This is a genomic window from Mycolicibacterium madagascariense (genome assembly GCF_010729665.1).
GTDB lineage: Bacteria > Actinomycetota > Actinomycetes > Mycobacteriales > Mycobacteriaceae > Mycobacterium > Mycobacterium madagascariense.
In genome coordinates, this window is the sequence record NZ_AP022610.1 from 835,848 (window position 1) to 848,542 (window position 12,695).

Sequence of the window (12,695 nt, forward strand, 5' to 3'; positions counted from 1 at the left end):
CCGGGCGTGATCAGGGACCGGTGAGCCGACGTCCCTCGACGAAGATGCTGTCGGGATTCTGCAGATCCCTTGACAGGTGCGGCTTGTGACGGGCCATCAGGGTGGCCGTCGTCTCCGTGCTGACGTCCCAACCGTGGGAGCGCAGCCAGTCGGCGACGTCGGCGCGGGGCTCGTTGTAGAAGAGTGCGGTGACGTCGGGGGTGGCGTCCTCGGCGGCACCGGCGGCGGCGCGCAGCTTGGCCATGTCCTCCCGGCGTCGCCGTTGGTGTTCGGGGTCGAAGAAGGTCGGCGAGAACGCTTCCACGGCAATGCGACTGTCGGCCGCGCTCAGCGCCTGGATCCTGTCGAACAGCAGATCCTGGGCCGCCGCAGGCAGATACGGTAGCAGTCCCTCGGCGAGCCAGGACGTCGGTCGTGACGGGTCGAAGCCGTTCTGCTGCAACGCCGTTGGCCAATCCTGACGCAGATCGACCGCCACCGCGACGTGGCGGGCGCTGGGCTCGGCGCCGTGGGCTCGTAGCGTCTCGGCCTTGAAGTCGAGCACTCTGGGTTGGTCGAGTTCGAACACGACGGTGTCGGACGTCCAGGGCAACCGCCACGCCCGTGCGTCCAAACCCGCCGCGAGGATGACGACCTGAGTGATGCCGGCTGCGCCCGCCTCGAGGAAGAAGTCGTCGAGGTGTTTCGTGCGCACGGCGGCGTAGCCGAATATCGACTGCGCGCGCTCCCGAATGCGTTCGGCCACCTCGGGATCGGCCTCGGCGAGCGCCTGGGCGTCGAACGGCGACCGCCAGCCGCGCTCGATGGCGGCATCGATGAACCACTGTGCGTACTGGTCGACGAACAGTGGTGTCGCTGAACTGGTTTCGGCGGCCCGCGCCATCGCGACGCCCAGTGCCGTGGCGCCGACGCTCTCGGTGACGTCCCAGTCGTCGTCGTCAGTTCTCGTCATGGTCGGCCATCTCGTCTCTGGTCAGTAGGTCGTCACGGTAGTTCTGTTCGCGGTAGGCGAGTTGGCCGACGCGGTTGGCGACCACCGGCGCGGTGATGACGGTGAAGATGCCCGCCAGGATCAGCATGCCCACGTCGGGATGACCACGCAGCCGGATCGCGGCTCCCAGCAGGACCAACAGGAGGCCGAGCACCTGCGGCTTGGTGGCAGCGTGCATGCGGGACAGCGTGTCCGGGAAGCGCACCACGCCGATCGCAGCGGTCAGCGCGAGGATCGAACCGCAGAGGACCAGGGTGGCGGCGGTGGCGTCGAGCACGCCGGTCCACGTCATCGTTCCTCGCCCGCGTCGGCGTCGTCGCGCACTCGGAACCGCGCCACGCTGACGGAGCCGACGAAGCTGATCAGCGCCAGCGCCGTCAGGCTGTAGGTGACGGTGGTGTCGAGGCTGTAGGCGGCCCACGTGCCGATCGCACACATCGTCACGGCGACGAAGGTGTCGAGCGCGACCAGCCGATCCAGCGTGCCGGGTCCCGCCAGTAGCCGGTACACGGTGATGCCCGCCGCCGCGGTCAGCAGCACCGCCGCGATGGTCCACACGGTGTTCATGCGCGATCCCGCTCCGCTTCTCGCTGGCTAGTCATTGCGCGCTCCCGCCCTGCTTCTCGCTGGCTAGTCACGTGGTCTCCCTCCGTGCCGGCTCCCAATCGGCATCGCGCTCGAACGAGGCGATCATCAGCCGTTCGACGTCGGCGATCTGGCGGTGGAACTTCTGCACGGCGGCATCGGATCCGACGTCGATGACGTGGACGTAGATCAACCGCCGCGTCTGGTCGATCTCCAGCACGATCGATCCGGGAATCAGGTTGATCACGTTGACGGCCAGCGCCAGGATGAAGTCCGACTTGATCGCCAGGTGCGCCCGCAGGACGGCCGCCTGCGGGGGCGGCCCCGGTCTGACCGCGAGCCAAGCCACCTGGACCGACGAGGCCACCAGGTAGTAGCTCACTCGAACGACCAAGGCCAGCAACGAGATTGGGTGCAGCCGACCCTCGACGGGTACGGCCGGCAGCGGCAGCAGCACGGTGATCACCAGCGCGACGGCCAGACCGCTGAGCACGTTCGCGGCGGAGACGTTGCCCCACAACAGCATCCACACCAGCGTCAGCCAGCACAGCACGCCGAGCCGCAGCAGTGTTCGTCTCGTCATGGCCGCAGCACCGCCGACGTGTACTGGCTGCGGTCGAGCACCTCGGTCGCCGCGCGCTCGGCGTAGCCGAAGATCGGCCCGGCGAAGACGGTCAGCGCCAGACCCACCGCGATGAGCGCCCCGGTCGGGACCAGCATGCCGATCGGCATGCGGCCGACGTCGTCGCGGTCGGAGTAGTCGATGTCCTCGTCGGAATCGTCGAGCAGCGCCGAGGGTCCCAGGTCGGCCAGCGCACCCTCCGGAGCGTCGACCCGCGCCCGCCAGAACGCCTTGGTCCAGACCCGCGCCATCACGTACAGGGTCAGCAGACTCGTCACGACGCTGCCGCCCACCAGGAGCCACGCCAGCGGTGACGCGGCCCGAGCGCCCGCCTCGAGCAGTGCGACCTTGCCGATGAACCCCGAGAACGGCGGTATACCACCGAGATTGAGGGCGGGCACGATGAACACCAACCCCAGCAGCGGACTGGCCGTGGCGAGTCCACCCAGCCGCTGCAGCGTCGACGCGCCCGCCTGCCGTTCGATCAGACCGACGACGAGGAAGAGCGTGGTCTGCACGACGATGTGGTGGGCCACGTAGTAGATCGCTCCCGACATGCCGAGCTGGCTGCCGAGCGCGATGCCGAACACCATGTAGCCGATGTGGCTCACCAACGTGAACGACAGCAGTCGCTTGACGTCGCTCTGCGCGATCGCGCCGAAGATGCCCACCAGCATCGTCACCAGCGCGGCCACTAGCAGGACGTGGTCGAGCGCTCCGCCGGGGAACAGCAGCGAGTGGGCCCGAATGATCGCGTAGACACCGACTTTCGTCAGCAGGCCCGCGAAGACCGCGGTGACCGGGGCGGGCGCAGTGGGGTAGGAGTCGGGCAGCCACGTCGACAGCGGGAACACGGCGGCCTTGATGCCGAACGCGACCATCAGCACGGCGAACATCGCGCTCCTGGTGCCCGACGGCACGTCGGCCAGGCGCACGGACAACTCGGCCATGTTCAGCGTGCCCGTCGCCGCGTAGATCATCGCCAGGCCGATCAGGAAGATCAGCGACGACACCATCGACACCATTACGTACGCGATGCCCGCCCGTACCCGATCGGTGCTGGCGCCGATGGTCAGCAGCACGAAGCTCGCCGACAGCAGCACCTCGAAGCCGACGAAGAGGTTGAACAGGTCTCCGGCCAGGAACGCCGTGCACACGCCCGCGGAGAGCACCAGGTAGGTGGGGAGGAAGATCGACACCGGCTGACGCTCGTCGCCGTCGCGAATGCCCTGCCCGATGGCGTAGAACACCACCGCCAGCAACACGATCGACGAGACCAGCAGCATGAGCGCCGACAGTCGGTCGACCACCAGCGTGATGCCCAGCGGACCCGCCCCGGTTACCGTCTGCCCCCAGCCGCCGACCTGGACCGCGATGGTGCCGTCGTGGTCGGCCAGGTAGACCAGCGCCGCGCACACGGCCACCACCGTGGCCAGCGCCGCCACGGCGATGGCGCGCTGCAGTCGCGGCCGTCGGCCGGCGAACAGCGTCGCCGCGGCGGCGAGCATCGGGATCACCGTCGGCAGCGGTGCCAGCATCTGACCGGTCATCGCGACCCCTGGTGCCCGGGCAACGCGTCCAGTTCATCGGGCTCGTCGGTGTCGGGGTACACCTCGTGCGGCGGCAGGTGCGGCGGCAGGTCCTCGTCGATCGCGCCCGCCGCCCGGTCCGACAGCTGCGACACGCGGGTGTCCTCGGGATCGTTGGCGATCTCCTCGGCCCTCGACAGCCGGAACGAGCGGTACGTCAGCGCCAGCACGAACGCCGCCATGCCCATCGTGATGACGATGGCGGTGAGGATCATGCCCTGCGCCAACGGGTCGGCCGTCGTCGTGGCGCCGTCACTGGTGCGGCCGTGGATCGGTGGATTGCCCGTCGGCCCGCCGACCGTGAGGATCAGCAGATTGACCGCATTGCCGACGAGCAACAGCCCCAACAACATTCGCGTCAGGTTGCGTTCCAGCAGCAGGTAGACCCCGGTGCTGGTGAGACCGCCGATCAGGATGAGGGGGACGACGTAGACGGTCATCGCGACCCCGCGATCTCGACGTCGACGCGGGCGCCGAGACTGCGTAGCACGTCCAACACCAGACCGACGACGATGAGATACACACCGAGGTCGAAGAACAGCGCGGTGACCAGCTTGACGTGCCCGAGGACGGGCAGATCCAGCTGGATGACCGCCGAGGACAGCACCGGCGCGCCCAGCAGCAGCGACGCCACCGCGGTCCCCGCGGACAGCGCCAGCCCCGAGCCGAGCAGCTTGCCCGCATCCACGGGGAGGGCCTCGCCGAGCTCGTAGCGTCCGCCCGCCAGATACCGCAGCACCAGCGCCAGCCCGGCCGTGAGACCACCCGCGAAGCCGCCGCCCGGGGTGTTGTGGCCCGCGAAGAAGAAGTAGAAGGACAGCACCATGATGAGCGGGAAGATGAGCCGGGTCGCCACCTCCAGTACCAGCGAGCGGTAGCGGGGGTCGCGGAGCTCGCTGCCGCGCAGCCAGGTGATGTCGCCGATCGCGGGGCTCGTCGGCAGCGCCGGGATGCGGCCGATGTCGGGCTGACCGGCGTCGGCGACGCGGGGCGCGGCGCCAAAGCGCCTGTTGCGGAACACCATCGAGGCCACGCCCGTCGCCGCCACCAGGAGCACGCAGACCTCGCCCATGGTGTCCCACGCGCGGATGTCGACCAGCAGGACGTTGACGGTGTTGGCGCCGTTGCCGCGGTAGTACGCGGCGTCGGGCAGGAGGTCGGCCAGCGGTCGCGTGGTCCGCGCGGCCATCGCGAACATCGCGAGCACCGTGACGCTGACACCGACGGCGAGGGATAAGGCGATGCGCGGCAGGCGAAGTCGGTTGACGTGGACGCGGTCGGCCTCGGCGGGCAGCGAGCGCAGGACGAGCACGAAGATCACCAGCGTCAGCGTCTCCACCAGGAACTGCGTGAGCGCGAGATCGGGGGCGCCGTGGAAGACGAAGATCACGCCGCAGCCGTAGCCGGTCACCCCGACGAGCAGCACCGCCGCCAAGCGGTTGCGCAGCATCGTCGCGCTGAGCGCCGCGGCGAGGATGAACAGACCGACCACGACCTGCAGCGGTGAGTCCCACAGCTCGAGGTGCGGGACGTCGCGCGCCCCGAGCAGCAGCATCGCCGTCGGCAGCAGCACCAGCGTCGAGAGGATGACCGCCTGCGTCGCGGGAATCGACCCGCGTTGGGTGAGCGCCGTCAGCCGGACGGCGAAGACGTCGGTGCCCTTGATGACGGCGTCGTAGATGCGGTCGGCGTTGCCCAGCGGCAGGTAGCCCACGCGCACCCGGCGCAACCGGTGCCGTGCGACGAACGCGACGGCACCGGCGAGCAGGACCAGGATCGACACCAGCAGCGGCAGATTCACGCCGTGCCACAGGGCGAGGTGGTAGTCGGCCCCGCCGGGAGCCGTGTCGGCGTAGTCGGCGAGCGCGCGGTCCAGGCCGGTCGGCCACACGCCGAACAGTAGGCCCGCGATCGCAAGGATGGCCGGTGCGACGAGGAAAAACGTTGTGGGACGGTGCATTTCGAGGACGCGGGGGCTCGGCTCGGGGCGACCCTTGCGGGCGAAGGCGCCGTAGACGAAACGCAGGCTGTAGATGGTGGTGAACACCGAGCCGAACGCCACCCCGGCCAGCACGTAGGGCGCCGCGGCGCCGAGGGACGGGCTCTCGGCGAGCGTGGTCAGATCGGCCTCCTTGGCGACGAAGCCGATGAAGGGCGGCAGCGCGGCCATGCTGGCGGTCGCCCCGATCGCGATGACCATCAGCGGCCGCGCCCGGTCGCCGAGCCACGCGAGCCGCCGGATGTCCCGGGTGCCGGTGGCGTGGTCGATGACGCCGACGACCATGAACAGCGCGGCCTTGAACATCGCGTGCGCGCACAGCATCGCGAGGCCGGCCAGCAGGAGATCGCCCCCGCCGATCCCGACCATCAGCGTGATGAGGCCCAGTTGGCTGACGGTGCCGAACGCGAGGATCAGCTTTAGGTCGTACTCGCGGATTGCGCGCCACCCCGCCAGCAGCATGGTGCCCAGCCCCAGCACGACGATCGTCGGCCGCCACCCCGGCGAGTCGGCGAAGCCGGGCGTCAGACGGGCCACCAGGTAGACCCCCGCCTTCACCATCGCCGCCGCATGCAGGTAGGCGCTGACCGGAGTCGGCGCCGCCATCGCGCCGGGCAGCCAGAAGTGGAAGGGCACCAGCGCGGACTTCGACACTGCGCCGACGAGCATCAGGATCAGCGCGACCGCGGCGGCCGTGCCCGAGGGTGGCGCGGCGACCAATTGGGACAGCCGGTAGGTGCCGGACGTCTCGCCGAGGATGACGATGCCGACCAGCATGGCCAGCCCGCCGGCGGTGGTGACGAGCAGCGCCTGGGTGGCCGCACGACGGCTGGTGGCGCGTTCGGCGTAGTGCCCGACGAGCAGGAACGACAGGACCGTCGTCAGCTCCCAGAACAGGTAGAGCATCAGCATGTTGTCGCTGACGACGAGTCCGAACATGGCCCCGGCGAACGCGACGAGCTCCGCGGCGAAGCTCGGCAGCCGTCGCTCCACGTGGTCGTCGTGATGGTGGAAGTACTGGGCGCAGTAGAACAGCACCAGCGAACCGATCGCCAACACCAGCACGCTCATGATCGCCGCCAGCGCATCGAAGCGGAACGTAACGTCCATCGACAGCTCGGGGATCCAGTCGAGGTGCACGGTGCGCTCGCACTGGCCACCCCGGCCCGGCCAATTGAGCACGACCCAGGGCAGCGAGCCCAGCGGCACCAGCGCCAGCGGATAGAAGGCTCGTCGTCCCCAGCGGTGCACGAGGACGGGCGCCACCAGGGCGGCCACCGCGTGCGCGTACAGAATGGCGAGCATGGCACTCCGGTCCTCGATCGGGGTGTCAGCCTGCGATGTGCGCTTTCGCGGCGAGCATCGGTCTTCGGAGCAGGCTCTGTCTCCCGAGGAGTTTACGTGGGTCGTGTCGATGGTCTCGCGGAGCGGGGGACGGTTCAATGGGTGCCATGGCGCACGGGGATGGCAGCGAGCAGACGGGGCAGGACCGGATCGCGAGCGCGAGCCTCGACGTGGCCGCTCCGGCCGAGCGGATCTTCGCCCTGATCGCCGATCCGGCCGAGCAGCCCCGCTGGGACGGCAACGACAACCTTGCCGAGGCGGCGCACGGTCAGCGCGTGCACGCCGTCGGCGACGTCTTCTCCATGTCGATCACGATGGGCGCGGTGCGTGAGAACCACGTCGTCGAGTTCGAGGAGGGCCGGCGCATCGCGTGGCAGCCGGCGGAGCCCGGCTCGGCGCCGCCCGGTCATCTGTGGCGCTGGGAACTCGAGCCGCTGGACGACGCCCACACCCGCGTCACCCACACCTACGACTGGTCTCGACTGACCGACGAGAGTCGTCTCGCCCGGGCCCGGGCCACCGACTCCGATGCGCTGCGGGCGTCGCTGACGCGGCTCGCCGCACTCGCCGAGCGCGGGTGATTCAGCGCTGCTCGGCGAAGGCCCGCAGCGAGTCCACCTGCGCCGGATCGAGGGACGGTCGCACGGTGGCCCTAGCCTTTTCGACGTCGGCGGCGGTGACGTCGGCCGCGTCGATCGAGCGACGCATGGCCGTCAACGCCGATTCTCGAAGCAGCGCAACGCAATCGGCGGCGCTATAGCCTTCGAGGTGATCGGCGAGCTCGTCGAGGTCGACGTCGGCACTCAGCGGTATGGAGGCACCCGACGTGCGCAGGATCTCCCGGCGGGCGTCGGCGTCGGGCGGTTCGACGAACACCAGCTTCTCCAGCCGGCCGGGTCGCAGCAGGGCCGGGTCGATCAGGTCGGGTCGATTGGTGGCGCCGAGCACGACGACGTCGCGCAGCGGGTCGATGCCGTCGAGCTCGGTCAGCAGGGCGGCGACGACGCGATCGCTCACGCCGGAGTCGGAGCTCTGCCCGCGCCGCGGGGCCAGCGCGTCGAGTTCGTCGAGGAACACCAGCGACGGCGCGGAATCGCGTGCCCGACGGAACAATTCGCGCACCGCCTTCTCCGAGGCGCCGACCCACTTGTCCATCAGCTCGGCACCCTTGACCGCGTGCACCGACAACCGGCCGCTGCTGGCGAGCGCCCGCACGACGAACGTCTTGCCGCATCCGGGCGGACCGTAGAGCAGCACGCCGCGCGGCGGTTCGACGCCAAGGCGCGCGAACGTATCGGGATGCTGCAGCGGCCACAGCACCGCCTCGGTCAGCGCCTGCTTGGTCTCGACCATGTCGCCGACGTCGTCGAGAGTGACCGCGCCGACCGCGATCTCCTCGGTCGCCGAGCGCGACAGCGGCCGGATCACCGAGAGCGCACCGGTGAGGTCGTCCTGGACGAGGGCGGGCGCCGCCCCGTCGGCGCTGGCCCGCGCGGCCGCCCGCAGCGCCGCCTCCCGCACCACGGCGGCGAGGTCGGCGGCCACGAAACCCGTTGTCCGCGAGGCGATCTCGTCGAGATCCAGAGTAGATGCCGGCACGCCGCGCAGCAGCGCCTCCAGGAGCGCCTTGCGCGTCGCGGCGTCGGGCAGGCTCAGTCCCAGCTCGCGGTCGCACAGATCGGGTGCGCGCAGGCGCGCGTCGACGGCGTCGGGCACCGCGGACGTCGCGACGAATGCCACGCCCGGCGTGGCGACCGCCGTGCGCAGCTCGGCGAGAATCAGCGTGGCGACGGGTTCCGCGGTGGCGGGTAGCAGCGCGTCGACGTCGGTGACGAGCAGGACCCCACCGCCGTCGCGCAGGGTGGCGACGGCCGACGTCACGCTGGCCAGCCGGTCCTCGGGCCGAAGCGCCCCGATCTCGGGACCGTCCAGTTCGACGAGGCGACGTCCGGCGCAGACGGCCCGCACCAGGGTGGCCTTGCCGACGCCCGCGGGTCCCGACACCAGGACACCGAGATTGGCCGTGGCGCCCAGGGTTTGGAGCAGTTCGGGTTGATCGAGGGCGAGCTTCAGCCACTCGGTCAGCCGGCCCGCCTGGGCGCGGGCACCCCGGAGGTCGTCGACGCCGATCGCGGGTCGCGCGGCGGTGGTGACCGGGCGCGCCACGGTCGGCGCCGAGTTCGCCGGGGCGGTGCCACCGCCCCACGTGACGAGTGAATTGGGTTGCACGCTCACGGGTCCGGCAGGGTCGGTTCCCGTCACCGTCAGCAGCTCCGAGGTCCACGTGATGCCGACCGACGACGTAAGTGCGGCCGACGCCGCCGAGGTCGACGTGCCCGGTCCGAGGTCGCGGGGTAGCAGCGACACCGTGTCACCGACCGTCATCACCTTGCCGAGCAGGGCCATGCGCAGGGTCGCCGACGAGACCGACTGCGTGGCCAGACGCGAGCCGCTCACCGTGACCGAACGCGCGCCGTACACCGTCACCGGGGCCACCAGCACGGCGGCGTTCTCCCTGACCCCGGCGTTGGACAGCGTCACGTCGTCGAGCAGTGCGGTGCCCGCCGGAGTGCCTGCGGGGGCGAGGCCCGCGACCGCTGAGGTGGTGCGCGCACCCGTCAGCGACACCGCATCCCACTCGCGAATTCCCAACGCGGCCAACGCCTCCGGATGCAGACGCACGACACCGCGGCGGGAGTCCGACGCCGACGTGTTGAGCCGGGCCACGAGGGTCAGTCGCCCCGGGGGCGGCTCGTCGAACGCCTGGGTCAGGTGATCGGTCACCGCCTACCGCCGGGGACCCGGCCTGCGTAGCCCGAGGCGTGCCACCGACCGGCGGTGGGGTGCCGCCCGACGCGCGGCGCGCCGGACCGCCCGTCGCTGTTGGGGTTTGGCGTCCCAGGCCTCCGGACGGGCCGCCACCCAGCGTTGGCTGCGGATGGTGAACGGCATGAGCACCAGGTAGCCGGCGATGATCAGCAGCACCAGCACGTACGGGAACAGCAGCAGACCCGCCGCCGCGGCGGCGACGAGGATCAGCAGGATCGGAGCGGCGTTCGGCGGCACCGAGATGGCCTTGAGCGCCAGCGTCGGCACCCGGCTGACGAGCAGCGCCGCGTTCGCCGCAAGCCACACGCAGACGAACCACGACGACGTCCACCACCCCTGACCGAACTGCATCATGGCGACCAGCGGGCCGATCGATCCGACGGCCCCGCACGGCGCGGGCATCCCGGTGAAGAACTCGCGGGTGTAGGCCGGGCGGGTGTCGTCGTCGAGCAGCGCATTGAAGCGGGCCAGCCGCAGCACCACGCAGACGGCGTACAGCAGCACGAAGATCCACCCGGCCTGGGAGTGCTGCAGCAGCGTCACGTAGATCACCAGCGCCGGGGCCACCCCGAAGTTGACCGCGTCGGCCAGTGAGTCGATCTCGGCGCCCATCCGGGACTGCGCGTTCAACGCGCGCGCGATGCCGCCGTCGATGCCGTCGAGGATGGCCGCGGCCCCGATCAGGGCGAGCGAGATCCAGGGCTTCTCGTCGAGCGCGAACTTGACCGAGCTGAGCCCCGCGCAGATCGCCAGGACGGTGGTCGCGCTGGGCAGGATTCGGAGGCTGCGCTTGCCCGCGCCGGTGGTCACGCCAACTCCGCCAGGACCGTCTCGCCGCCGATCGCCCGCTGGCCGATCTCGACCAGGAGGCGGGCATCCTCGGGCAGGTACGTGTCGAGGCGCGACCCGAAGCGGATCAGCCCGTAGGTCTCGCCGAGGTCCAGCTTGTCCCCGGCGCGGGCGGTGCACACGATGCGGCGCGCGACGAGCCCGGCGATCTGGACGGCCGCGACGTCGACGCCCTCGGCGGTGCGCAGCCACATGGCGTTGGACTCGTTGACTTCGCTGGCCTCGGCGCGCTCGGCAGAGACGAAGCTGCCGGGCCGGTACTTGACGGTGACGACCTCACCGGCGACGGGGGCGCGCTGCACGTGGGCGTCGAAGATGGACAGGAAGATGCTGACCCTCGTCATCGGCACGTCGGGCATGTTCAGGGCGGCCGGCGGACGGACCCGTTCGATGAGCGTGACCAGGCCGTCGGCCGGTGCGACCACGACGCCGGGCCGCGTCGGCGGCACGCGCGGCGGGTGCCGGAAGAACAGCGCGCACGCGCTCGCCGCGGTCAGCGCGGTCGTGCGCAGCCAGCGGTGTCGGCGCCCGGCGGCGGCCACCCCGAGACCGCCGGCGATGAACGGCAGGCCGGCCGGGTGGACGGGCGGCACGGTGGAACGGACGAGGTCGACGAATCGGGAGAGCTCGGACTGGTCGGCGGCATCGGCGGGGCGCGCGGGTCTGGCCATGAGGCTTGCGATTCTACGGGGGCTAGCCCAGGTCCCATACCCGCACCGGTGAACCGGCGGCCAATTCCGTGACGTCCTCGCCGATCTCCAGCAGGCAATTCGCCGACGCCAGCCACCGCAGGTGATGCGACGCCGGCGGCCCGTAGCTGGTCACGGTGTTGGCCGTCGGATCGAGAACGCCGCGGCGGAACTGGCGCTTGCCGCGCGGGGAGGTCAGGTCCTCGATCAGGGTCGCCGTCAGACGGGGCCGGTCGGGGTGCGGCAGCCCCATCGCGGCCCGCAACGGCCCGCGCAGGAACACCTCGAAGGACACCAGCGCGCTGACGGGATTGCCGGGCAACGTGATGATTGGCGTTCCGGCCACGGTCCCCGCGCCCTGGGGCATGCCGGGCTGCATGGCGACCTTCACGAACTCGACCTGCTCGGCCAGGCTGTCCTTGACGACCTCGTACGCGCCCGCGCTGACCCCGCCGGTCGTGATGATCAGATCGGCGTCGGCGGCATGGCGGTGCAGCTCCGCGCGGAAGGTGTCGACGTCGTCGTCGGTCATCGACGAGGTCGTGACGTCGGCGCCCGCGTCGCGCACCGCAGCGGCCAGCATGACGGCGTTGGACTCGTAGATCTGCCCGGGGCGCAGTGGCGTGCCGGGGGCCACCAGCTCCGTTCCGGTCGACATGACCAGAACCCGAAGTCGGGCAACCACGTCGACCCGAGCCAGCCCGAGTGCCGCGACCAGTCCCAGTGCCGCCGGCGTGAGCACCTGGCCCGCGCGCAGCACCGTGGTGCCCGCGGTCACGTCCTCACCCGCGCGCCGGACGTGTTGTCCTGCAACGACACTGGCCCGGATGGACACGGTGTCGATCGCGCCGTCGGTCGCCTCGACCGGGACCACGGCGGTGGCCCCGGCGGGCAGGGGAGCGCCCGTCATGATGCGGTGCGCCGTGCCGGGCGCGAGCACCAGCGAGTCCGTGCGCCCGGCCGGAATGTCTTCGGCGACAACGAGTTTCACGGGACGATCGGTGGTGGCCGCCGCGATGTCCTCGGCCACGACGGCGTACCCGTCCATGGCCGAGTTGTCGAACCCCGGCAGCGACAGCGGTGCGACGACGTCGTCGGCCAGGACGAGCCCGAGCGCGTCGCCGACGTCGACGGCCTGCGGCGCCCGCGGGGTGATCAGGGCGGCCACGACGCGCTGGTGCTCCTCGACCAACCGCAT

At 70.8% G+C, this 12,695-nt stretch carries 12 protein-coding genes; 1 reads left to right on the top strand and 11 read right to left on the bottom strand.

Annotated elements, in window-relative coordinates; translation table 11 throughout:
- Positions 1-10 precede the first annotated feature (10 nt).
- The 7 genes from G6N60_RS03865 to G6N60_RS03895 form a co-directional block, all read right to left on the bottom strand.
- Entirely contained in the window at positions 11-952 is a 942-nt protein-coding gene (locus tag G6N60_RS03865) for a class I SAM-dependent methyltransferase (RefSeq protein WP_163732800.1), read from the bottom strand.
- Positions 939-1,283, bottom strand: coding sequence for a monovalent cation/H(+) antiporter subunit G (mnhG, locus tag G6N60_RS03870; protein WP_163732803.1), 345 nt, complete (start codon positions 1,281-1,283; stop codon positions 939-941). The genes G6N60_RS03865 and mnhG overlap by 14 nt, the downstream gene beginning before the upstream one ends.
- A complete protein-coding gene (locus tag G6N60_RS03875; RefSeq protein ID WP_163732806.1) occupies positions 1,280-1,558 on the bottom strand; it encodes a monovalent cation/H+ antiporter complex subunit F in 279 nt (92 codons plus the stop codon). Before G6N60_RS03875 ends, mnhG begins: the two co-directional genes overlap by 4 nt.
- A 67-nt stretch (positions 1,559-1,625) precedes the next feature.
- Positions 1,626-2,159, bottom strand: coding sequence for a Na+/H+ antiporter subunit E (locus tag G6N60_RS03880; RefSeq protein WP_163732809.1), 534 nt, complete (start codon positions 2,157-2,159; stop codon positions 1,626-1,628).
- Positions 2,156-3,748: a Na+/H+ antiporter subunit D gene (locus tag G6N60_RS03885; RefSeq protein ID WP_163732813.1), complete on the bottom strand. Its 1,593-nt coding sequence runs from the start codon at positions 3,746-3,748 to the stop codon at positions 2,156-2,158. The genes G6N60_RS03880 and G6N60_RS03885 overlap by 4 nt, the downstream gene beginning before the upstream one ends.
- Complete coding sequence (locus tag G6N60_RS03890; RefSeq protein WP_163732816.1) at positions 3,745-4,227, bottom strand: Na(+)/H(+) antiporter subunit C; 483 nt, start codon at positions 4,225-4,227, stop codon at positions 3,745-3,747. The genes G6N60_RS03885 and G6N60_RS03890 overlap by 4 nt, the downstream gene beginning before the upstream one ends.
- Entirely contained in the window at positions 4,224-7,091 is a 2,868-nt protein-coding gene (locus tag G6N60_RS03895) for a Na+/H+ antiporter subunit A (RefSeq protein WP_163732819.1), read from the bottom strand. Before G6N60_RS03895 ends, G6N60_RS03890 begins: the two co-directional genes overlap by 4 nt.
- 146 nt (positions 7,092-7,237) lie before the next feature.
- Between G6N60_RS03895 and G6N60_RS03900 the strand changes: the two genes are divergently transcribed.
- On the top strand, positions 7,238-7,711 hold the full coding sequence (locus G6N60_RS03900; RefSeq protein WP_163732822.1) for an SRPBCC family protein: 474 nt from the start codon (positions 7,238-7,240) through the stop codon (positions 7,709-7,711).
- 1 nt (position 7,712) lies between these two features.
- Here the strand turns inward: G6N60_RS03900 and G6N60_RS03905 are convergent, their stop codons facing one another.
- From G6N60_RS03905 to moeA, 4 genes are read right to left on the bottom strand one after another with little or no spacing between them, the layout of a single operon-like run.
- Positions 7,713-9,914, bottom strand: a complete 2,202-nt coding sequence (locus tag G6N60_RS03905) for an AAA family ATPase (protein ID WP_246240294.1) — start codon at positions 9,912-9,914, stop codon at positions 7,713-7,715.
- Between the two features lie 3 nt (positions 9,915-9,917).
- Entirely contained in the window at positions 9,918-10,769 is an 852-nt protein-coding gene (locus G6N60_RS03910; protein WP_163732825.1) for a CDP-alcohol phosphatidyltransferase family protein, read from the bottom strand.
- Complete coding sequence (locus G6N60_RS03915) at positions 10,766-11,479, bottom strand: phosphatidylserine decarboxylase (RefSeq protein WP_163732828.1); 714 nt, start codon at positions 11,477-11,479, stop codon at positions 10,766-10,768. Before G6N60_RS03915 ends, G6N60_RS03910 begins: the two co-directional genes overlap by 4 nt.
- A 22-nt stretch (positions 11,480-11,501) precedes the next feature.
- On the bottom strand, positions 11,502-12,695 hold the full coding sequence (gene moeA / locus G6N60_RS03920) for a molybdopterin molybdotransferase MoeA (RefSeq protein WP_163743418.1): 1,194 nt from the start codon (positions 12,693-12,695) through the stop codon (positions 11,502-11,504).

Excerpts from the sequence above, each read along its gene's own strand:
- G6N60_RS03865 (WP_163732800.1), bottom strand. The coding sequence starts at position 952 with ATGACGAGAACTGACGACGACGACTGGGACGTCACCGAGAGCGTCGGC.
- mnhG (WP_163732803.1), bottom strand. The coding sequence starts at position 1,283 with ATGACGTGGACCGGCGTGCTCGACGCCACCGCCGCCACCCTGGTCCTC.
- G6N60_RS03875 (WP_163732806.1), bottom strand. The coding sequence starts at position 1,558 with ATGAACACCGTGTGGACCATCGCGGCGGTGCTGCTGACCGCGGCGGCG.
- G6N60_RS03880 (WP_163732809.1), bottom strand. The coding sequence starts at position 2,159 with ATGACGAGACGAACACTGCTGCGGCTCGGCGTGCTGTGCTGGCTGACG.
- G6N60_RS03885 (WP_163732813.1), bottom strand. The coding sequence starts at position 3,748 with ATGACCGGTCAGATGCTGGCACCGCTGCCGACGGTGATCCCGATGCTC.
- G6N60_RS03890 (WP_163732816.1), bottom strand. The coding sequence starts at position 4,227 with ATGACCGTCTACGTCGTCCCCCTCATCCTGATCGGCGGTCTCACCAGC.
- G6N60_RS03895 (WP_163732819.1), bottom strand. The coding sequence starts at position 7,091 with ATGCTCGCCATTCTGTACGCGCACGCGGTGGCCGCCCTGGTGGCGCCC.
- G6N60_RS03900 (WP_163732822.1), top strand. The coding sequence starts at position 7,238 with ATGGCGCACGGGGATGGCAGCGAGCAGACGGGGCAGGACCGGATCGCG.
- G6N60_RS03915 (WP_163732828.1), bottom strand. The coding sequence starts at position 11,479 with ATGGCCAGACCCGCGCGCCCCGCCGATGCCGCCGACCAGTCCGAGCTC.
- moeA (WP_163743418.1), bottom strand. The coding sequence starts at position 12,695 with ATGCGGTTGGTCGAGGAGCACCAGCGCGTCGTGGCCGCCCTGATCACC.